Genomic DNA, 21,578 nt, shown 5'->3' on the forward strand with positions numbered 1-21,578 from the left:
CAAACCGCCAAAATCGCTTTGAGTTTCCTGCATCTACCTTTTATTCTTGTTGATAATTCTTATCAGTATTGGTGTGAGAGATGTTGAATCGGTTGCAGTGGGTTGCGGTGATCATCGGCAGTGGATTGGTTCTAGACATTGCGCCTGTGGGAGCAGAACCAAACGCGACAACGACGATGCCTCCTGTATTGCAAGTGCGGGATCTTCCACGACTCTTCGAGGCTTCGCGGAGCGAATCATCCGTTACCGTAAAACACTGGCTTTCGCAACAACCTGCGGAGGTGGCTTTACCGATTCGCGTGATCGATGTGAAGTTGAACCCGACTCAGCAAGGATTAGAGGTGATTTTGCAGACGGAGACGGGGCAGGCGTTACAGGCGACTCGGCGCGAGGAAGGAAATTCGCTAGTGGTTACGGTTGCAAATGCGGTGTTGGCGTTGAGCAATGGACAAGCGTTTGAGGCGGAAAAGCCTGCGGAGGGAATCGATCGGGTGACAGTCACCCAAGCCGATGCAACGACAATTCAAGTGAGCATTGCAGGAGTAAGTGAGTTACCGATCGCGCAGATTGTTCCGGGGCAGGGGTTGGTGTTGGCAGTGACACCGGAAGCAGCAGGAGAGGAAGAAGAGATTACGGTGACGGGGGAACAGGACGGATACCGTGTACCAAATTCATCGGCATTGACTCGGACAAATACCCCACTACGGGATATTCCCCAGTCAATTCAGGTTATTCCCCAAGAAGTGCTACGGGATCAACGTGCCGATGTTCCCACGGCGCTGCGTAATGCCCCAAGCGTCCGTAATGCGGCTCCTAGTGGCTTTGACTCACCGCGAATATTAGTTCGGGGATTTTTTAGTTCACCTGCACTCGATGGACTTGTTTCTAGAATATTTAATGGTGCTGGTGCTAACTTCGGTCCTGACCTAACGGGAATTGAAAGAATTGAAGTTCTCCAAGGTCCAAATTCGGTTTTATTTGGTTCACTATCGCCAGGGGGAACTATCAACTATGTTACCAAGCGACCTTTGAGCGAACCTTACTACTTTGCTGAGGTAAACCTGGGAAGTTTTAGTTTTTATCGTGGTGAAGTCGATCTCTCTGGTCCGCTTGATAGCGACAAAAGGCTACTCTACCGTCTGAACGCATCCTATCGCGATCAGGGATCTTTCCTTGACTCAAACCGAACCAGAAACTTTGTAGTTGCACCAGTCATCACTGCTAAGTTGGGCGAGAACACAGATTTTAGCGTAGAAGCTGTTTATAAAAACTTATTCATAGACAGAGTTCCTATGGGTTTGCCCGCAGTTGGTACGGTGCTTTCCAACCCGAATGGTAAGATACGTCGCAGCCTTAACGTCAATGAAGGTTCTTTAAATCTTTCACAGGTGAGGGTTACTTCCAATCTCAATCATAGATTCAGCGAAAATTGGTCGCTCAACACTACGTTTCGATACGATGGTACTGACATTGAAGGGTTTGCCATACTTCCTGGTGCGTTGAGAGGTGATAATCGGACACTACCGAGATTTTTTTCCGATAATGCAAGTCAGTATCGCGAATACAAATTGTCTACGAATGTTGTTGGAAAATTTTCTACGGGTTCAATTAGGCACGAACTACTTTTTGGTGTCGATTTAGCAAGAAATAGTTTCATAGCCACACCTGCTGGAAATAGAACAGTTCCATCCATTGATGTCTTTAATCCCATTTTTGGTCAATCACTAGGACCACTCACACCTACTCCGGGTACAGATATTACCAACAACGAGCTTGGCATCTTAGTGCAAGATCGCATCACCCTTGCAGACAATCTCAAATTACTCGTAAGTGGTCGATTTGATACGTTCAGTCAGTCTGGAGATTTTGATAGCCCAACAGCTAGCCAATCGGGAAATGCTTTTAGTCCTCGTGTGGGCATTGTTTATCAACCCATTCAGCCGATTTCTCTGTACGCTAGTTTCAGCCGATCCTTCGAGCCAAATATCGGATTGTCTTTTGCAAGAGATCCCTTTCAGCCAAGTAGAGGGACTCAGTATGAAGTTGGGGTGAAAGCCGATTTAAATAGCCGACTCTCAACGACCCTTGCACTGTATGACATCACTCGATCGAACGTTTTAACGGCTGATCCAGTGAATGCTGATTTTTCGGTGCAAACAGGAGAGCAACGCAGTCGAGGGGTCGAACTTAGTCTTGCTGGTGAAATTCTACCTGGATGGAAGGTTTTCGCTGGCTATGCCTACAATGATTCTCGCATCACTCAGAGTAATGTAGCAGCCGAAGTTGGTAAGCGATTCCAACGGACTGGTCCTCATGCGGCTAGCTTATGGACGACCTACGAGATGCAGAAAGGAGACTTGCAAGGTTTAGGATTTGGTCTAGGACTTTTCTATGTCAGCGATCGCGCAGGTGATAACGCCAATACATTTGAATTGCCTAGCTATCTAACCACCGATGCAGCAATCTTTTATAAGAAAGATAGATTCCGCGCTGCAATTAATGTGAGAAATCTCTTCGATGTGGACTACTTTGAAGGTTCTTTTAATCGGAATCGCGTCTTTTACGGTGCCCCATTCACAGTAGAAGGAACTATTTCTTGGACGTTTTAAGCTGGATCTCCATGAGTAAGCTACTGAGTCGCCTCTCCTACCTAATGCTCTTTGGAATGATGGCGTGTTTGCTAACAGTAGCCTGTAATCCAAACCACTTTGATCATTCCAGGAGCTTATTTCAACCTGCAAATGATTGCCAAACTGTACAGCACAGCATGGGAGAAACTTGTGTTTCTAAAACTCCTCAGCGCCTTGTCGCACTAAATCCAGCAGCTTTAGCGAATGCGATCGCGCTTGGCATTAAACCAATTGCAAGTGTTTATGACAGCCAATTTCCTGATTATTTAGCCGATAAGATCGAAGGAATAAAACCACTGGGAGAATGGTCACAGCCTAGCATTGAGCGCATTGCTTTACTCAAACCAGATCTGATGATTGGCTGGCAGCATAACCATCAGGCAATTTATCCTCAACTATCTGCGATTGCTCCTACAGTCTTTTATGATTGGATGGGCGGAAATGTAAGAGAGGATAACTGGAAACAATATTTTAACTTTATGGCTGAAGTATTAAACAGGAAGAAAGCTGGAGAACAGATCTGGCAACGCTACCATCAACGGATTGAGCAACTCAAAACTGCGTTAGGCGATCGCTACAAAAATAAAACGATTTCTTTCATATTCTTCTGCTGTGGAGGAATCCTTGGTGAAAACTCATTTGCTAGCTCTGTTTTAAGTGATGTGGGGCTTCAACGACCGCCTTCACAACAAGATACTTCAAAAGTAAGTTTTACCTTTTCCGAAGAAGCCTTAGACGTGGCGGATGGGGATGTTATGTTCGTTGGGGTTTATGGCGGACGTGAAACAGGTGAGCGTGACTTCAACTTGCTTCAGAAGAAACCACTTTGGCAGAAACTCAACGCTGTTCAACAAAATCGCGTTTACTATATAGACCCCACCGTTTGGAGAGGTCGAACCCCTCTCGCGGCTGATGCACTCATTGATGACCTCTACAAATACTTAGTTAACACACCCTAATGTAGTGAGTAAGTACGCCATCGCTCCTGGGATAGTATTTGTTTTCTCTCAATGCAGCGCGCCCCTTCAGCAACAAATCAGCGACCTTTGCGGTATCTGCAAAGCAGCGAGTGCTTAAAAGGTAGTCTGCGATGACATCAGCGATCGCAAAACGGGAAAGCATTGCCGTACGATCGACCAACGCTCGATATCAGCGTCCCGATCGCTTCGCCAAATAATGTTCATCAAGAGTGCGTCTCAACATCATCTTAATCACAGCTTCGCGGCTGATAAAAGCGCGTTTCCCAAATATCCAAAGGTTAGCCATGCCGGTTTTGATGCCACTGCCAAGCATGAGCCAAAATTTGACTCAAATCAGAATACTGCGGCGACCATCCTAGAATCGCTTGGGCTTTTTCGGCACTGCCGACTAGAGCCGGAGGATCACCAGGACGGCGATCGCGCTCTACAGATGGGATCGGTTTGCCAGTTACTCGCCGCGCCGTTTCAATGACCTCGCGAACAGAAAAGCCGTTACCATTGCCCAAATTAAACGTTTGAGAGTCACCCCCCTTGAGAAGATATTCCAAACCAAGGACATGGGCTTGGGCTAAATCCGTTACATGGATATAGTCTCGAATGCAGGTGCCATCAGGGGTTGGGTAGTCTGTTCCCAAAATTGAGATGGCATCTTGCTGACCCAGCGCGGTAAACAAAACTAAAGGAATCAGGTGGGTTTCTGGGTGATGGTCTTCTCCTAATCGACCGTTTGGGTCTGCCCCTGCGGCGTTGAAGTATCGGAAGCAGACCGACTTGAGACCATACGCCGGATCAAAATCTGCCAAAATCCGCTCGACCATGAGTTTTGTTGCACCGTAGGGGTTAATTGGGTTTTGGGGATGGTCTTCAGGAATGGGGACTTGATTGGGAACGCCGTAAGTGGCGCAGGTGGAGGAGAATACAAAATGCTGAATTGACGCTGCCACCATGGCTTCCAGGAGGGTTAGCGTTCCAAGCACATTGTTGCGGTAGTACTTACCGGGAGCGGTGACGGATTCCCCCACATAGGCGTAGGCAGCAAAGTGCATAACTGCCGCAAAGGAACGGGACGCAAATAAGCGGTCGAGCAGGGCGCGATCGCTCGTATCCCCTTCGACCAACTCAACCTTTAAAACGTCTTCGACGATATCCCGGTGTCCATACACTAAGTTGTCAAGCACCACGACTTCAAACCCAGCTTGCTGCAACGCTAATACAGCATGAGAGCCAATGTAACCGGCTCCCCCAGTAACTAAAACGGTCGCTTTTTCTGATTGCACGGTGCTCTATGTCTCCCAATCACACTGTTCTATTTTCTTTTCATTCATCCCAGCGGCGGTCAGGAATCAACGCTCAAGACTCTAGGCTGAGAACTCTAGGCTGAGGACTCTAAGGCGCGCGCTGCTATGCAGATACCGCAAGGGGCGCGGCTCAGCGTTTTGCCAAGCCTTGATGTAGCCCTATTTTTTCTTGCCACCGCTGAGCAAATCTCGACCCAGTAGAAAAAAAATCACCCCAAATGCAATCCCTGCCAAAATAATTTCCATAGATTGACCTCCTGCTGCTGTAAACACAGTTTAAATATTACGCCTGAGCCAATATCATCGTTCTGCATTTTGCCTGATTTTGGCTCATTTAGGGACAGCGAACGTCAGAATAATGCAAAAATGTTGCCTTCGGAAATTAGATTTTTAGAAAATAAACGTTTATTCCCAAATAAACAGCGTACAAATCAGCAATCTTCGGTACAATCCTAATCTTGAAAGACCTTCTGTGATGACCAATTCTGTGCTGACTAATCTTTGGGTTGACTCGGTTTAGATCTCGGCTTAGTCAGAGATTATTAAAACTCGATTCGGCAGTCTTCTTCTTAAATCGAGTCTTAAATTGAGAGGGATGCAGTTGCACTTTATGAAATGACTTGATTAAACGAAACGACTTAATTAAACGAATGTTGCCAAGTTGTTTTACTAAAATTAAGCTCCGCAGAGTATTGATGCTTCAATTTACACAGGGTGTAAGGATGTTTACCGCAAGGCAAGGAACTATAGCATGGTCTTATTAGTAACTGATGTATTCGTACTGCTAACCCAGGTTTTGCTGTGGGTAGTGGTTGGGATATTTGCCTGGTATGTCTTGCTGCGGTTGCTTCCGAGAGTGTTTTTGGGAGGATTGGTGCTGCTGCTGCTGCTAGGAGTTGCCGTCTTCACCTTTTTCCGGGGTTCGCCAGACACAGGGCTAATTGGCGACATTTGGAGGATTATTTCAGTTCCGTTTACGCCCTTGGGGTTGCTGCTGATCTTGTTGCTCATTGCCCTTGCAGATCTGATTCGGGGAAGAGTTTTGTCTGGCACTGGGATCATTTTGCTGCGGGTTGCCATTCCGATTTTACTGATTTTAAGTTTGCCTGCGGTCTCATATTTTTTGGCACAACGGGCAGAGGCAGAAGCGATTCAAGACATTCGGTTGGTGCCAGAAGCAGAACTGGGGGCAGCACAACGGGTGATTATTGTGTTAGCTCAGGATACGACTCGGCTGCAACTTAGACCAAGACAGTTGGACGCGCCTGCACCTACAGGGGCAACCCCGGAATCTCCTCCTTTTATTCCGCCCCCAGATCCCATTTCAGAAACCTCTTATCTTTTGATTAGTAATCAACCGATTCAGTTGACCGAGCGGGGCAATCGATTGATTTATGCGGCGCAGCTTGCTCAGCAGCAGGGCGGTCTGGTGGTGGTGAGTGCGGGGTCTCGACCGGGGCGCGATCGCCGGGAGGGGGAAAGCCCAGAGAGTGTGTCGGAAGCGCAAGATGCGGCAACGTTCTTGCGATCGCGCGGGGTGACAAACCTTCTCGAAGATCCTCGTAGCGAAACAGTACACGACAGCGCCGTCAATGTGCGTGAATTGCTAGCTCGAAATAATATCGATTACAACGGGCAGGTCACCCTCGTGACTTCGGCGATCGAGATGCCGCGTGCCGTCTCAACCTTTCGGCAAGAATTTGCAGCGCAACAAGAAGGAACGTTTTCGGTGTTGCCCCGACCAACAGATTTTTATACCGTTCCTAGCCGCGAAGCCTTGCGAAATCGAGTTCAAGGGCGGGACTTGATCGAGCGAAACTTTCGATTAGCCGATATCTTGCCCAATGTTGATGCCCTTTCGCTGAGTTCTAAAGTGATCAACGAGTACATCACTTCTATCTATTATTTCTTGAGGGGGTGGATCAGACCAGTCAGGGCAATCTAGCGTCTTCAGCAATTTGATCGCTAGCCATTCAACCCTCATCGCCCTCTAGCTACTAAGGAATGAGGGGGCATCTCTTGGATTGTGGGGATTGGCGTTACGATGAAAAGGTTTCCCACCCGTGACTAGACGCTATGGCACGACCTTCACAATTACAGAAACTAGGGAGCTACCTTCGTCCCCATTGGCGGACGACGCTTGCCGGTATTTTGGCGCTTTTGGTTGTGAATGCGATCGGCATCTACATTCCGTTACAAATTAAAAACGCGATCGATACGCTGGGCATTACGTTTAGTTTCGATCAAATTCTGTTCTATGTAATGGTGATTTTGGTGGCGGCAACCGTGATGTTGGTGGTGCGGATGGCGTCTCGCGTGCTGTTGTTTGGGGTTGGGCGGCAGGTGGAGTTTGATCTAAAACAGCGAATTTTCACGCATTTGCTTCGGCAAGAACCAGCTTACTTTGGGGCGAATGCGGTTGGAGATTTGATTAGCCGCGCAACGAGTGATGTAGAAAATATTCGGCGGCTGGTGGGCTTTGCGGTGTTGAGTTTGGCGAACACGCTGTTTGCCTATGCCCTGACGCTACCTGCAATGTTATTGATCGATGTGAGGTTGAGTCTTTTAGCGCTGTCGGTGTATCCGTTTATGCTGGTGTTGGTGAATTTGTTTAGTCATCGGTTGCGATCGCAGCAGTTGCAGGTGCAAGAAAAGCTTTCAGGATTGAGTGAACTGATTCAGGAAGACATGAGCGGAATTGCGTTGATCAAGATTTACGCTCAGGAGGAGAACGAGCGCCGGGCGTTTGCAGACTCTAATCGAGGGTTGCTTAAGGCAAATCTTAAGCTAGCGTTGACGCGCAATACACTGTTTCCAATTTTGACGGCGTTGGGCTATGGTAGTGCGCTGATTTTGCTGTGGTTTGGCAGTGGCGCGATCGAGCGGGGTGAAATTACGATTGGCAGTTTTATTGCGCTGTTGATTTTTGTAGAGCGCCTGGCGTTTCCGACTGCGCTGCTGGGATTTACGATTACGGCATATCAGCGAGGTGAGGTAAGCATCGATCGCATTGAGGCAATTTTGTCGGTTGAGCCTGAGATTCAGACTGCGCCGGATGCAATTCCCTTGGCAATAGAGCAGGTGAAAGGGGGATTGGTCGCTCAAAATTTGACCTTCTCTTATCCCAAGATGAAAACGCCTGCGCTAAATCAGGTGAGTTTTACGATTTCGCCAGGGGAAACCATTGCGATCGTCGGTCAGATTGGCTCAGGAAAATCGACTCTAGCCAATGCGCTACCGCGACTTTTGAACATTGCGCCGGGTGAACTGTTTATCGATGGATATGACATTACGCAACTGCGGTTAGACGATTTGAGGAGGGCGATCGCATATGTTCCTCAAGAAAGCTTTTTGTTTAGCACCACCATAAAAAATAACATTCGCTACGGCAAGCCGTTGGCTGAGCCAGATGAGGTAGAGTATGCGGCAAAAACAGCGCAAATTCATCGTGAGATTTTGAATTTTCCGCAGCAGTATGAAACAATTGTGGGAGAGCGAGGGATTACTCTTTCCGGTGGGCAAAGACAGCGAACGGCGTTAGCGCGGGCGCTGCTAGTAGATAGCCCCATCTTGATTTTGGATGATGCGCTCTCCAGTGTAGACAACCAAACCGCGACGCAGATTCTCAAGAATTTGTCAGAAGGAACGGATCGTAAAACGGTTGTGTTTATTTCTCATCAGCTTTCGGCAGCGGCAATGACGGATCGAATTTTTGTGATGGAGCAAGGTCGGGTTGTGCAGATGGGAAGCCATAGCGAGTTGTTGGCGCAAGCGGGATTGTATCGATCGCTGTGGGAACAGAATACCTTAGAGGAAGCGGTAAAGGAGTAGAGGCTTCGCGTACAACGGAACGACTGTTCTGCAAGCCCTACACAAACTTGTTATCAACGATTGGGATACTGTATCAAGGAAGCCGATGCGTGAACTCGATACCGCGATGGTGTATTGAGAAACGCGATCGCAATCGTTGATACCGCGATGGTGTATTGAGAAACGCGATCGCAAAACTCGATACCGCAATCCTCTATCAAAGAAAATTTTGTGCAAACTCGATCGGAGATTGAGCGAATCGAGTTAGAAAGATGCAAACCTCGATCCGAAATGGTGTAATCTCGATACCCACCTGTAAATCTCGACAAGCAAGATGCAAACCAAGAGAGGAGGTTGCGATTGGGCTTAGCTCGTTATCAGAAATCCCTGATGGGTGCCATCAAGAGACTTCACCAATTTTTAATAGAGTCTTCACGTTTTTTTTGCTGAAATTTCAGTGAGTGTACTGAAGTAATGAAAGAACTCCTATGACAGTTCATGAGGTATCCCATGCGTGAGTTACTTGCCTTGCTTAGTCTTATCCTCTGGCTGGCTCTGATGATTTGGGTATACCGCAACTCTCCGGAATGGTTTTTTGTGCCGTTTTTCTTCCTTGCCACGTTCGGCTATTTGCGACTGATGGAAACGACGAGTAAAAGTTCTTGAAATAGAAGTTCTTGAAATAGCCTAGAAGCAGATACAAAACCAACGCCTGTAGCAAGACGTTGTGAAAAAGTATGCTGGGCAGGCTTTAGTAGATTGTCAACGTTGAGTGGATGGGTAGAGGGGTGAGAGGGGTAGAGGGAGATGTTACCCATCCACTCAACCACTCAACCACTCAACCACTCAACCACTCAACGATTCCCAGTCCATCATTTCAATCTTGACAGACCACTAGATCAATTCATCAAATTCAATCATTGCTCGGTCAAGCCGATTCCTAGCAAGCCAAAACCTGGAGTTCTGAAAAAAATGAACAGATCAGGTTTTGGCTTGTTTAGCTGTTATTCTAGAATATTCTTGACACGGTTTCCTGACTGCTTTACTTTGGTTATTAAGAAGTTATATCAATAATAGTAGAGGGAGTAAGTGACTAGCGATCGCCTGAGTCATCCTCACCTCTGCGCCATGAAACACATCGGAGAACTCTAGGTTATGGCAATCAGAAGGCGAGTATTTTTGGCGGCAGGTGCAGCAATCGTAGCCGTCGCCGTAGGGCAGTTGGCGCGGTTTAACCTAGTATCAGCAAATGAGCAGGTTGTCAATCTTTATTCGGCGCGTCACTACGACACAGATAACGCGCTCTACGACGGCTTTACGAAAAAGACTGGCATCAAAGTTAACTTAGTTGAAGCAGAAGCAGATAAACTGATCGAGCGCATCAAAAGCGAAGGCGCAAACAGCCCCGCCGATGTGCTGATTACGGTAGACGCAGGGCGGCTGTGGCGGGCACAAGAAGCAGGTCTCTTGCGGCCGGTCAAGTCTTCGGTTTTAGAGTCGACAATTCCAGAAAACGTGCGAGAACCCCAAGGGCACTGGTTTGGCTTCACGCGACGGGCACGGGTGATTGTTTACAACAAAGATCAAGTCAAACCGGCTGAGCTTTCGACTTACGAAGGGTTGACCGACCCAAAATGGAAAGGGCGGATCGTCATGCGATCGTCGGACAACATTTATAACCAGTCGCTCACTGGCTCGGTGTTGGCACAGCACGGTGCCCAGAAGACCGAGGAATGGGCACGCGGTCTCACCGCAAATTTTGCGCGCCCCCCCGAAGGAAACGATACGGCTCAGATCAAGGCAGTGGCAGCCGGAGAAGGCGATCTAACCTTGGCAAATACCTACTACCTGATTCGGTTGGCAAAATCTGAAAAGCCAGAAGATCAAGAAGTCGCCAAGCGCGTTGGTATTGTGTTCCCCAATCAAAGCGATCGCGGCACTCATATCAACATTAGCGGTGGTGGCGTGGTCAAAACGGCTCCCAATCGGGCGGCAGCGATCCAGTTTCTAGAATATTTAGCGAGCCAAGAAGCCCAAGAACTTTTTGCAGCTGGAAACAATGAGTATCCGGTTGTGGCTGGCGTGAAGGTTGATCCGGTACTATCCGCATACGGAACCTTTAAAGAAGATAAACTTAATGCGGCGATATACGGTAAAAACAATGCAGAAGCGCTTAAGATTATGGATCGAGCAGGCTGGAAATAACTAAGCGCAATGTCTACGCTGTTTGAACTCCTCGCCAAGGGTGGGCCGGTGATGGTGCCTGTCGCGGGTTTGTCGATTTTAACGATCGCCTGTGCGTTAGAGCGATCGTGGTTTTGGTGGCATGTCTTGAGCGGTGAAAGCCGTATCGCTCGACAGGTGCTAGAAACTGCGAAACATGATCTACAGCAGGCGCGATCGCTCGCCGAATCTGCCTCTGATTTGCCCATCGCTCGGTTTTTGCTGGCTCCGCTAACGCTCAAACAACCCAATCCAGAAACCTTTCGGTTGGCGATGGAAGCAGCAGGCGATCGCGAATTTGCCCAAATGCGAAAGGGCGACAAACTCCTAGAAACCGTGATCGCCATGGCTCCCCTGTTGGGGCTGTTGGGCACGGTTTCTGGCTTGATTGTGACCTTTTTCAACCTCAGGATTGGCGGCGGTGGGTCGGCGGTTGATACCTCTAGGGCGGTGTTGGGCATTGCGGAAGCCTTGATCACCACGGCAAGTGGCATGGTGGTGGCGATCGTCGCATTAGCTGCCTTTCGGGTGTGTGTGGCGCTGCAATCTCGCCAAATTGATTATTTTTCGGATATCGGCAGCGAGTTAGAACTGATTTATCGGCAGTTTTGGGGCGAACGGGATGAAATTTAGAGCGCAACAACAGCCCTCGCGGATGCCAGAAATCAACTTGCTGCCGATGATGGATGTGATTATGACCATCCTCACTTTTTTTATTATCGTGTCGATGACGTTGACCAGCTTTCAGGCTGTCGATGTGTCGCTGCCGCAGAGCAAGGATGGCAAAACCACGGAAAAGCCTGCTAATCCTCTAATTGTGGGCTTGAATCAGCAGGGTCAGCTATTGCTAGAAGGCAAAACCGCCCCGCGCGATCGCTTAGCTCAACACATTGCTGCCTATCTGAACGCCACTCCTGACGGCACAGTTGTGCTCAAGGCAGACAAGCAATTGCCTTACGAACGGGTGGTGCAAGTGTTGGGGACATTGCGGGATATGGGCGGCGATCGCGTGTCGTTAGCGATCGAATAAGAATTAAATTAAGCGTTAATCTCTGCGTTCCATATGCCAACTCAAGACCACAACTGGAACTAACCCGACAACAACGATCGCTAGCGCCGATCCGGAGGCTTCTACCAGCCGTTCGTCTGCGGCTAAGTTGTATACATGAACCGCCAGCGTATCAAAATTAAACGGACGAATGATCAGTGTTGCTGATAACTCTTTCATCACATCGACAAACACTAAAATAGCTGCTGTGAGCAATCCTTTCCACAACAGGGGCACATGCACTCGGCGCAATGTACCGAGTGTGCTATGACCCAAACTTCGGGCAGCGTCATCCAAACTCGGTTTGATGTTTGTTAAACTCGACCCGATCGCACCAAACGACAACGCTAGAAAACGAACAAGATAGGCAAACGTCAATGCGAAAATCGTTCCACTCAGCAGCAGCCCGGTGGAATAATTTAACGCTGATCGCGACCAGGCATCAACGGTATTATCAAACCAGCCCAACGGGGCTAAGATTCCGACCGCAATCACCGAACCCGGCACAGCGTAACCCATTGCAGCCGTTTGAGTGGCAAGCTGCATTCCCAACGTTGGCTGGAGTCGCAAGCCATACGCCAAGATCAAGCCGAGCAACACTGCGACACCGGCTGCCAGCCCTGAAACGGTGAGGCTATTTTGTGCAAAGTTCCAGAATCGTTGGTCAAAGACTCGATCTAGGTTGTCTAGCGTCATCTCAAGCAGCACCCCCCCCGGAATGATAAACCCCAGCGTCAACGGAATGAGACATGCCAAGACAGCCGCGATCGCACGCCAATTGTGCAAGCGATACTTGTGGAAAATCTGAGTCCGCCGGTTGGTTTGGTAATATTGCGCCCGTCCCCGTGACCATTTTTCTAGGAAAATCAGTGCAAAAATGAAAATCAAAAGAAAGGCTGCCAACTGAGAGGCCGCCAATCGTTCGCCCATGCCAAACCACGTTCGATAGATGCCGGTTGTAAAGGTGTCAACGCCAAAAAACTGCACGGTTGCGTAGTCGTTCAATGTTTCCATCAACGCTAACGACACACCCGTTACGATCGCAGGGCGCGCCAACGGCAACGCGACTTTGATAAAGCTGTTCCAAGGGTTACACCCCAAGCTGCGGCTAGCTTCCAGGGTGCAGGTTGATTGGGATAAAAACGCCGAACGCGCTAGCAAATAGACATAGGGATACAGCACCAGCGTCAACATAGTAATGGCACCCCACAGCGATCGCACATTAGGAAACCAATAGTCTTTAACGCCCCTCCAGCCAAACCAAGAGCGCAAGCTAGACTGCACAATGCCATAAAAATCTAGGAAATCAGTATACGTGTACGCCAAAATATAGGCTGGAGCCGCGAGCGGTAAAAGCAACGCCCAGGTAAAAACGCGGCTTCCTGGAAATTGGCACATGGTGACGAGCCAAGCCGTCCCCACGCCAATCAGGGTTACCCCGATGCCAACCCCCAGCATTAAACTGATCGAGTTTGTGATGTAACTTGCCAAGACGGTTTCTGCCAAGTGCTGCCACACTGCGCTTGCATCGATAAAAACGCCGCTCACCACCGACAGAACCGGGATTGAAATGAAGAGGGCAATCATCGCCACCAAAATATTCCATCCGCTAACGCGACGGGCATCGACCGAGCGTAGGGGTGATGTCGCGGTGGAAGTCGCGGTGGAAGGCGTCGGCGAGTTTTGCATTATCGTTTTGCGGAGCCAATCAAGGGGGTTTAACCATTTCTCTAAAACTACTTTACTGTAGACTGGAAATCGTTGATGACCACTCTCAACAAGTCCTTCATTTAGCCAGATTACCTTGACGACGATGCCCCAATCTGTCATCTTGCACCTTGACGACGTTTCCAAACAATTTTCTGGAAACTGGGTCGTTCAGCACGTTTCGCTGAAGCTCCATCAAGGCGAACTGCTAGGCTTGTTGGGTCCATCGGGCTGCGGCAAGACCACGTTGCTCCGGTTGATTGCTGGCTTTGAGCAGCCGCAAAATGGCACGATCGACATTGCTGGGCAGCGAGTGGCAGGCTCTAACCGATGGCAGCCCCCAGAACGGCGGGATGTGGGTATGGTGTTTCAGGATTACGCGCTGTTTCCCCACTTAAATGTTGCCGAAAATATTGGGTTTGGCTTGGGTCGCGATCGCCAGAAGACAAAGGAGCGAATTTCAGAAGCGATCGCACTGGTGGGGCTGACGGGGTTTGAAAAGCGCTATCCTCACGAACTGTCTGGGGGGCAGCAACAGCGCGTTGCCTTGGCTCGTGCGATCGCGCCACAGCCGTCTCTGATTTTGCTCGATGAGCCGTTGAGTAACCTAGACCTGCAAGTTCGGTTGCGCTTGCGGCAAGAGATTCGCACTATTCTCAAGGCAACGGGGATGTCTGCGGTGTTTGTCACTCACGATCAAGAAGAAGCCCTGTCGCTGTGCGATCGCGTGGCGGTGATGCGGCAGGGGCAGGTCGAACAGTTTGACACGCCGGAAGCGATTTACCAAACGCCCGCCTCTCAGTTTGTTGCCGAATTTGTCACCCAAGCCAACTTTCTGCCAGCGACCCGCCAGGGCGATCTCTGGCACACCGAAATTGGTGCGTTCAAACTGTCTTCTGCGATCGCCCATTCGTCGGGGTTGCTCATGGTTCGTCAACAGGCGCTTGCGCTTCACCCCGATGAAACAGGCACAGTTGTGATTCGCGATCGACAGTTTTTAGGACGGGAGCATCGCTATGTGGTCGTTACCCCTTCGGGTCAGCACCTCCAAGTTCTCAGTGCCCTGCACCCGCAACTTGCGATCGATACGCCAGTCAAAGTCCAGGTGAATGAATCAAATTTGCAGATCTTTGCCTAGGGGTCTGTCAAGGTTGAAAGGTGGGACTAGGGGGAGAGAGGGAGAGTCTAGTAATTGAAACCATCCACCCATCCACTCAAGGTTGATAATCTACTAGAAAGATTTGCGTAGAGCGCCTCAAAGTCATGCCTCTGGCTCTATTCCTGCCGCCCGAAGCTGCGCCGCTAAACGCTCTGCTCGCTGGCGTTCTTGCTCTGCTCGCTGGCGTTCTTGCTCTGCTCGCTGGCGTTCTTGCTCTACACGTTCTGTGCCCCACAACAATAGCTCCCCTTGCGGATTCCACCAACGCAGCCAGTAGCCCGTTCGGTTTTCGCGAGTGCCTTGCCAGCACCCCAAGAATAGATTCATCTCAGCGATCCAGTACCGATGGTGTGGGTCATCAGATGGCTGTAGCTGGTATCGCCCAGATGGATCTAGGCGGTAGACCTCTAACGCACCTGTGTCTGGCTCAAAGATGGCGTAGTTCGGAACCTGTAGAACACGTTCGTAGAAAAAATATTTCCCAGGCGGGTAGCTGGGTTTACTGGAATATTCGCTGCCTTCGGCATCTGAGAGAAATTCCATCACGATCGTCGGAATCTCGCCTTGAAGCCGGGGCGTGTAGCTCCGTTTGATCTCTGTTCTCGGCACTGCGATCGCAGCAACATAGCCCCAATCCGGGGCTTTGATCACGAGCTTGCCGTTGACGGTGGCACAGATGCCATAGTTGGTTGTCGTGAGGGCTGTGTCGGGCAGTTTGCCTGCTAACTGTAAGCTTTCTGTTAGGGCGGTCGCGAGGGGTGGCTGGTTTATGTTGTCCACAGGAGTGTCGGGCAAGATAAAATCGTCGGGTAGTTTTTCCCAGGTAATATTAGATTCAGCAACGCTTAGGGTCATGGCAGCGTGACTCCCGATCAAGAGGTCAAGGGATGTATTGTTACGTTAGCACAGGGCATGATAGAGCAACGTTTTACAAGCCTGCTTTCGTTTCTAAATCACTACGACTTAATAATTGAGGATTGCGAACGTAGACCGTGCCGCGATCGCCCCAAATTACATGCAAAAAATACTGGAACGCGCCATCTTTAGAAATCTCATACACCGTCATTCCGGTATCGTCTTCTAAGTCTTTTTTAGTAACGTTGTAGCCTTGATCTTGAAGCTGTTGCTCTAGTGTGCCTGCAACCAATCGCCCTTTTGTTTCTGGAAGTTGCCAACAGCCGATTAATCCTCTACAACCCGGTTGTGCACCTTCTAGCTGTAGTGAATCTGATGGTGATGGTGTTACTGATGGTGATGGTGTTACTGATGGTGTGACCGATGGCGTTACTGTTGGTGATGGCGCGATCGATGGGCTGGGCGCGGGTGACGTTTGCAGAGTTGGCGCTGGAGTTTTAGGAAAAATTGCCTGTGGCTGAGGTTTGACAGATGGAGGGATCGGGGTTGGGACGATTGGGGACGAGGGCGCTGTTGGCGTCGGTAACGTTGTGCTAGGAGGGGGAGACGGCGGTAAGGTGACAACCTCGACAGGCTTGGTCTCTTTTTGAGGCTCTTCTGACACGAAGTCAGCCGATGGAACAGGAACAACCAGCGCTACACCGTGGAGCGCGATCGCAATCGGCAGCATGTGCCAAATCGTTAGCCGTTGGGTTAGCAACCTCTGCCCCAAATGTTTCACCGGTTAAATTGATCAGTTAGGAAATTATTGCAATAGTATCACGAAGAGTTTTGGGTTAGTAAAGGAGAATAGAAGTCCTGTCAAGATTTTGTGGGTTGGCAAATTCGAGCGATCGTTTGAAGCATAGCTCTGCCAATCGCGTCTCTAGGTTCCCGACAGCGCCAAACCCACGGGCTGGGGCAGAAGCCCTCCAGAGGTTTAGATGGGTGATAATAAAGTAGAATCATCTTTTTGCCCTCGCCATGACTACCGATTTCCTGAGCCATCTCAACCCTTCTCAACGCCAAGCGGTGGAGCATTTTTGTGGACCGCTCCTGGTGATCGCGGGGGCAGGATCAGGCAAGACGCGGGCACTGACCTATCGGATCGCCAACCTCGTGTTAGAGCATCACGTTGATCCGGAGAATATTTTAGCAGTGACCTTTACCAACAAAGCCGCCAAGGAAATGAAGGAACGGATCGAGCGGCTGTTTGCTGAGCGGGAGGCAGCGCGATCGCATGACAAGCCGCTAGAAGCGTTGCCGGGACATGTGCAGACAAAGCTGCGATCGCAGGTCTACAAAACCATCACCAAAGATCTCTGGATCGGTACGTTTCATGCGCTGTGCTGTCGAATTTTGCGCTTTGACATCGAAAAATTTCAGGATGAGCGGGGGCGCAAATGGACGAGAGCCTTCTCTATTTTTGATGAGTCAGACGCTCAGAGTTTGGTCAAAGACATCATTATTAATCAGCTAAATTTAGACGAAAAGAAATTTGATCCGCGATCGGTTCGCTATGCGATTAGCAACGCTAAAAATAAAGGTCTCTCCCCGCAAGAATATGAGAAAGAACAGCCAAATTTTAGAGGACGGGTGATCAGTAACGTTTACAGCGTATATCAAGATAAGTTAGCCGAAAACAACGCGATAGATTTTGACGACTTAATCTTAATTCCGGTGCAGCTATTTCGCCAAAATGAACAGATTCGAGCATACTGGCACAAACGCTTTCGCCACATCTTGGTAGACGAATACCAAGACACCAATCGCACCCAATATGATCTGATTCAACTGCTGGTGACAAACGGGGAATCAGCCTCTAAATTTGAAGATTGGAACTACCGCTCGGTGTTTGTAGTCGGCGATGCAGACCAGTCGATCTACTCGTTTCGTATGGCAGACTTCACGATTTTGATGGGGTTTCAGCATGACTTTGGCGATGGGTTGCCCGACGATGATACGCGCACCATGGTGAAGCTCCAGGAAAACTACCGCTCGACAGAAAACATTCTGCAACTTGCCAATGAACTGATCGAAAATAACACCGAGCGCATTGATAAGATTCTCAAGCCCACCCGTGGACGGGGAGAATCGACCTTTTGCTACCGCGCCCAAGATGAAATTGACGAAGCCGAATTTGTGATTCAGCAGATGCGGAGGTTAGAGCAAATGAATGCTGATTTGCATTGGGGCAAGTTTGCGATTTTGTATCGGACGAACGCTCAGTCTCGCGCATTTGAAGATATTTTGGTGCGCTGGGGGGTGCCCTACAAAATTGTGGGAGGCTTGCGATTTTACGATCGCAAAGAAATCAAAGATGTGTTGGCGTATCTCAGAGCGATCGTTAACCCTGCCGATACGCTCAGCCTGCTGCGGGTGATCAATACGCCGCGTCGGGGGGTGGGCAAATCTACCATTGAGTCTTTGCAAAAAGCCTCGATCGAGCTTGGGATTCCTCTTTGGGAGATCATCAGCGACGAAACCTCTGTAAAAACCCTGGCAGGGCGCTCTGCAAAAGGGGTGAGCGCGTTTGCCGCCATTATTGAGAAACACCGCGAGATGCTAGATTCTGTGTCGGCGTCTGAGATTGTGCAGGGCGTGCTAGAAGAGTCTGGATATGTTCGAGACTTGAAGGCTCAGGGTACAGATGAAGCCGAAGATCGGTTTCAAAACGTGCAGGAACTTTATAACGCAGTGTTGCAATACGAAGAGGAAAATGAGGACGATAAGAGTCTGGTCGGGTTCTTGGCGAATGCCTCCCTCGCTTCAGATTTAGACGACACACCCGAAGAGGCAACGAATGTGTCGCTGATGACGCTGCATTCTTCTAAGGGGCTAGAGTTTCCCATCGTATTTTTGGTGGGGTTAGAGCAAGGCTTGTTTCCCAGCTACCGATCGCTGGATGACCCGGCGGCGATCGAAGAAGAACGGCGGCTCTGTTATGTGGGCATCACCCGCGCGCAAGAGCGGTTGTTTATCTCTCATGCGCGGGAGCGCCGTCTCTATGGCAACCGCGAACCTGCTAGCCCTTCGCTGTTTCTCGCCGAAATGCCCCGCGAATTGATGGACACCAACACCGCGACCTCGCTTCCTAGCAAGTGGACAAAAAGTCTGGCGAAGGGCGGTTCCCAAACTCGAACGGCGGCTCCTGTTGGGGCGGAGCCATCTGATGATCTCGATTGGAGTGTGGGCGATCGCGTGATGCACGCTCAGTTTGGGGTGGGCGAGATTACCAATGTATTTGGGTCTGGTGCGAAAGCAACGCTGGCGATTCGGTTTGATGGGTTGCCTGGTATGAAGCGAAAGATCTTACCGATTAGCGATCGCGCCCTCCAGTCGATCGATTAGTCACCTTTCTGCTTCGACTAACGGATGCTTTTCTCTGATTAACTAAACATCAGTACCTATTGACCTTGTGTGCTATGGAGATTCAGATTCAAACGTTCACCGTGCATAAACGCTTTGCCCTCACGATTAGCCGAGGCACAACGGCGCAAACGACGAATGTTTGGATCAGAATTGAGCAGGATGGCGTGGAAGGGTGGGGAGAAGCATCGCCATTTTCGATGGGCGAAAAACCGCAAACGACGGCTGCGATCGCCCGATCTCTCCAAGCGATCGCACCCCTGCTAAAGTCGCTTCATCCCCTAGAACGGCAGCGCATTGAGCACCTGCTTGGGCAAGCCAAGCTTCCGTCTGCGGCGCGGGCCGCGTTGGATGTTGCCCTGCACGACTGGTTGGGAAAGTACGCGGGTCTTCCCCTGTGGCAACTGTGGGGGCTAGAGCGCGATCGCATTGTTTCAACGTCTGTGACGATCGGCATCAGCACGCCTGAAGCAGCCAAACAACGGGTTTTAGATTGGCTCGGCAAAGGGACGGCAGAATCTCCGCGGCGAGATATTCAGGCGTTGAAGGTGAAGCTGGGTAGCCCGGAAGGAATTGCAGCGGATCAAGCGATGTTTACGGCGGTGCAGGAAACTGCGCCAAATATTGCTCAAATTAGCGTTGATGCCAATGGTGGATGGACGGTTGAATCGACGTTGAAAATGGCGCATTGGCTAGCAGAGCGCGGTGTTACCTATATCGAGCAACCTTTGCCCAAGGGGCGGGAAACCGAACTAACCAAACTCTTTTATTTGTCGCCCCTGCCAATTTTTGTGGATGAAAGTTGTTTTACGAGCCGCGATATTCCGATGCTCAGCGATCGCGTCCATGGCATTAATATTAAGCTGATGAAATCGGGCGGGTTGTCAGAAGCGTTGCGGATGATTCATGTAGCGAAAGCGTACGATTTAAAGATAATGTTTGGTTGTTATTCCGATAGCACATTGTTAAACACAGCGTTGGCTCATCTATCATCATTAGCAGATCATTTAGATTTAGATAGCCATTTGAATTTGTTGAATGATCCGTTCATCGGGGCGTCGTTTGAAAATGGCAGAGTTGTTCCCAATGATCAGTCAGGACTAGGAGTTCGGTTGAGATGATTGTGTTGTCTTTGGCATTAGGAAGCGTGATCAAACTGTGAATGCTTGCGATCGTTAACTGAGTTCCTGAGCGAGCGGACGACGAAGCTGATGTTTCTCTTTTGCCGTTGCCTTTGCAAATAACTTTCCGGCTTCCTTAAGGTCTACGTTGCCGCCGCTAAGGATGACGCCGATCTTGGCGTTGGGCACCGAGACAATGCCTTCAAGCAGCGCCGTGGCGGCTAAAGCTCCTGTCGGCTCGACTACGATTTTTAGGCGCTCCCATAAAAAGAACATCGATCGCAAGATGGCTGCATCCGAAACCGTCACCATGTCATCGACGTATTCCAAAATTAACGGAAACGTCAGTTGTCCGAGTGAATGAGACCTTGCACCATCGGCGATCGTAGTCGGATGCTCCACTCGTTGCAGCGTTCTGGTGTTAAACGATCGCGTGGCATCGTCTGCCCGCTTGGGTTCTACGCCGATGACTTGGCAATTGGGAGAGAGGGATTTAGCTGCGATCGCGCTTCCCGAAATTAATCCGCCCCCACCCACACAGACGAGTAAGATATCCAACTTACCCACTTCTTCAATCAATTCTTTAGCAGCCGTTCCTTGCCCGGCAATCACAGGCGCATAGTCAAACGGTGGAATCAGAGTAAATTGATGCTTTATTGCAATCTCATTCGCCACTTCCTCGCGTTTTTGCAGAGCGCGATTGGCTCCGCCAAGCTCCAAAGGATCGTAAAACACAATCGTTGCACCATACTCTTTTGTCGCGGCTTGCTTTACCGCAGGCGCATCACTCGGCATCACAATCGTGACCGGCACCTCCCAAATCTGACCTGCCAACGCCAACGCTTGAGCATGATTTCCCGATGAATAGGCTAAAACGCCTTGCTTTCGCTGATCGTCTGACAATTGAGCGATCGCATTGTACGCCCCGCGAAACTTGAACGATCCGGCTCTTTGGAAGTTTTCGCACTTGAAAAACACCTGCGATCGCGTGCGCTGATTCACAGTAGTTGACGTTAAAACCGGAGTGCGATGCGCCACCCCAAAAAGGCGATCGGCAGCAGCAGCAATATCTGTGAACGAGATAGACATAAATTTACTAGCGCGAACTGCTTATCTAGTCTAATCCTGGGTCAAACAGAATGATGTAAGTCGTGCTGGGCAACATTCGTCTGAGAATCTTCAAATGCTCTTCAGCATTGCCACGTCGCCGAAACCGAGCAACGATCGCGCGCTCCATATTCGGCAATAATTGCACAACACACCAAGGATGCAATCGTTCTCGGTAACACATCACAAACTCCTGAATCGATGAGATCTGAAAAAAGGGCACACGAAGCTC

At 49.7% G+C, this 21,578-nt stretch carries 17 protein-coding genes; 11 read left to right on the top strand and 6 right to left on the bottom strand.

What is annotated here, in order from left to right; all coding sequences use genetic code 11:
* The first annotated feature begins 80 nt into the window (after positions 1-80).
* Together GS601_RS10460 and GS601_RS10465 are read left to right on the top strand one after the other, a co-directional pair.
* Positions 81-2,609, top strand: a complete 2,529-nt coding sequence (locus GS601_RS10460) for a TonB-dependent siderophore receptor (RefSeq protein ID WP_162423226.1) — start codon at positions 81-83, stop codon at positions 2,607-2,609.
* Positions 2,610-2,620: 11 nt separating this feature from the next.
* Positions 2,621-3,589: an ABC transporter substrate-binding protein gene (locus tag GS601_RS10465; RefSeq protein ID WP_162423227.1), complete on the top strand. Its 969-nt coding sequence runs from the start codon at positions 2,621-2,623 to the stop codon at positions 3,587-3,589.
* Positions 3,590-3,888: 299 nt separating this feature from the next.
* On the opposite strand, the gene galE is transcribed toward GS601_RS10465, so the two are convergent.
* Entirely contained in the window at positions 3,889-4,887 is a 999-nt protein-coding gene (gene galE, locus GS601_RS10470; protein ID WP_162423228.1) for a UDP-glucose 4-epimerase GalE, read from the bottom strand.
* Between the two features lie 772 nt (positions 4,888-5,659).
* Between galE and GS601_RS10475 the strand changes: the two genes are divergently transcribed.
* The 6 genes from GS601_RS10475 (at position 5,660) to GS601_RS10500 (ending at position 11,971) form a co-directional block, all read left to right on the top strand.
* The gene (locus tag GS601_RS10475; RefSeq protein ID WP_162423229.1) at positions 5,660-6,853 is read left to right on the top strand and encodes a YdcF family protein; all 1,194 of its coding nucleotides are present in this window, start codon (positions 5,660-5,662) and stop codon (positions 6,851-6,853) included.
* A 131-nt stretch (positions 6,854-6,984) separates the two neighbouring features.
* Complete coding sequence (locus GS601_RS10480; protein ID WP_162423230.1) at positions 6,985-8,739, top strand: ABC transporter ATP-binding protein; 1,755 nt, start codon at positions 6,985-6,987, stop codon at positions 8,737-8,739.
* Between the two features lie 489 nt (positions 8,740-9,228).
* Positions 9,229-9,384 (top strand): hypothetical protein, encoded by a 156-nt coding sequence (locus GS601_RS10485; protein ID WP_162423231.1) that lies wholly within the window; start codon positions 9,229-9,231, stop codon positions 9,382-9,384.
* A 489-nt stretch (positions 9,385-9,873) separates the two neighbouring features.
* Positions 9,874-10,923 carry a Fe(3+) ABC transporter substrate-binding protein gene (locus tag GS601_RS10490; RefSeq protein WP_162423232.1) on the top strand — a complete coding sequence of 350 codons (1,050 nt, stop codon included), beginning with the start codon at positions 9,874-9,876 and terminating at the stop codon, positions 10,921-10,923.
* A 9-nt stretch (positions 10,924-10,932) separates the two neighbouring features.
* Positions 10,933-11,574, top strand: coding sequence for a MotA/TolQ/ExbB proton channel family protein (locus GS601_RS10495; protein ID WP_162423233.1), 642 nt, complete (start codon positions 10,933-10,935; stop codon positions 11,572-11,574).
* Complete coding sequence (locus tag GS601_RS10500; RefSeq protein WP_238393197.1) at positions 11,564-11,971, top strand: ExbD/TolR family protein; 408 nt, start codon at positions 11,564-11,566, stop codon at positions 11,969-11,971. The genes GS601_RS10495 and GS601_RS10500 overlap by 11 nt, the downstream gene beginning before the upstream one ends.
* Before the next feature lie 15 nt (positions 11,972-11,986).
* Here the strand turns inward: GS601_RS10500 and GS601_RS10505 are convergent, their stop codons facing one another.
* On the bottom strand, positions 11,987-13,678 hold the full coding sequence (locus GS601_RS10505; protein WP_162423234.1) for an ABC transporter permease subunit: 1,692 nt from the start codon (positions 13,676-13,678) through the stop codon (positions 11,987-11,989).
* 124 nt (positions 13,679-13,802) lie between these two features.
* Here GS601_RS10505 and GS601_RS10510 point away from each other — a divergent pair, with 124 nt between their 5' ends.
* Positions 13,803-14,834, top strand: a complete 1,032-nt coding sequence (locus tag GS601_RS10510; RefSeq protein WP_162423235.1) for an ABC transporter ATP-binding protein — start codon at positions 13,803-13,805, stop codon at positions 14,832-14,834.
* 123 nt (positions 14,835-14,957) lie between these two features.
* Here the strand turns inward: GS601_RS10510 and GS601_RS10515 are convergent, their stop codons facing one another.
* Together GS601_RS10515 and GS601_RS10520 are read right to left on the bottom strand one after the other, a co-directional pair.
* Positions 14,958-15,710, bottom strand: a complete 753-nt coding sequence (locus tag GS601_RS10515) for a Uma2 family endonuclease (protein ID WP_162423236.1) — start codon at positions 15,708-15,710, stop codon at positions 14,958-14,960.
* A gap of 73 nt (positions 15,711-15,783) precedes the next feature.
* Positions 15,784-16,491: a hypothetical protein gene (locus GS601_RS10520; RefSeq protein ID WP_162423237.1), complete on the bottom strand. Its 708-nt coding sequence runs from the start codon at positions 16,489-16,491 to the stop codon at positions 15,784-15,786.
* A 242-nt stretch (positions 16,492-16,733) separates the two neighbouring features.
* On the opposite strand from GS601_RS10520, the gene pcrA reads away from it, so the two are divergent.
* Together pcrA and GS601_RS10530 are read left to right on the top strand one after the other, a co-directional pair.
* A complete protein-coding gene (gene pcrA / locus GS601_RS10525) occupies positions 16,734-19,100 on the top strand; it encodes a DNA helicase PcrA (RefSeq protein ID WP_162423238.1) in 2,367 nt (788 codons plus the stop codon).
* A 74-nt stretch (positions 19,101-19,174) separates the two neighbouring features.
* The gene (locus GS601_RS10530; RefSeq protein WP_162423239.1) at positions 19,175-20,239 is read left to right on the top strand and encodes a dipeptide epimerase; all 1,065 of its coding nucleotides are present in this window, start codon (positions 19,175-19,177) and stop codon (positions 20,237-20,239) included.
* A gap of 54 nt (positions 20,240-20,293) precedes the next feature.
* Here GS601_RS10530 and GS601_RS10535 read toward each other — a convergent pair whose 3' ends face one another.
* Together GS601_RS10535 and GS601_RS10540 are read right to left on the bottom strand one after the other, a co-directional pair.
* Positions 20,294-21,328 (bottom strand): threo-3-hydroxy-L-aspartate ammonia-lyase, encoded by a 1,035-nt coding sequence (locus GS601_RS10535; RefSeq protein WP_162423240.1) that lies wholly within the window; start codon positions 21,326-21,328, stop codon positions 20,294-20,296.
* 25 nt (positions 21,329-21,353) lie between these two features.
* Positions 21,354-21,569, bottom strand: a complete 216-nt coding sequence (locus GS601_RS10540; protein ID WP_162423174.1) for a hypothetical protein — start codon at positions 21,567-21,569, stop codon at positions 21,354-21,356.
* Positions 21,570-21,578 lie beyond the last annotated feature (9 nt).

The sequence above is a fragment of the Myxacorys almedinensis A genome, assembly GCF_010091945.1.
Taxonomy (GTDB): Bacteria; Cyanobacteriota; Cyanobacteriia; order Leptolyngbyales; family Leptolyngbyaceae; genus Myxacorys; species Myxacorys almedinensis.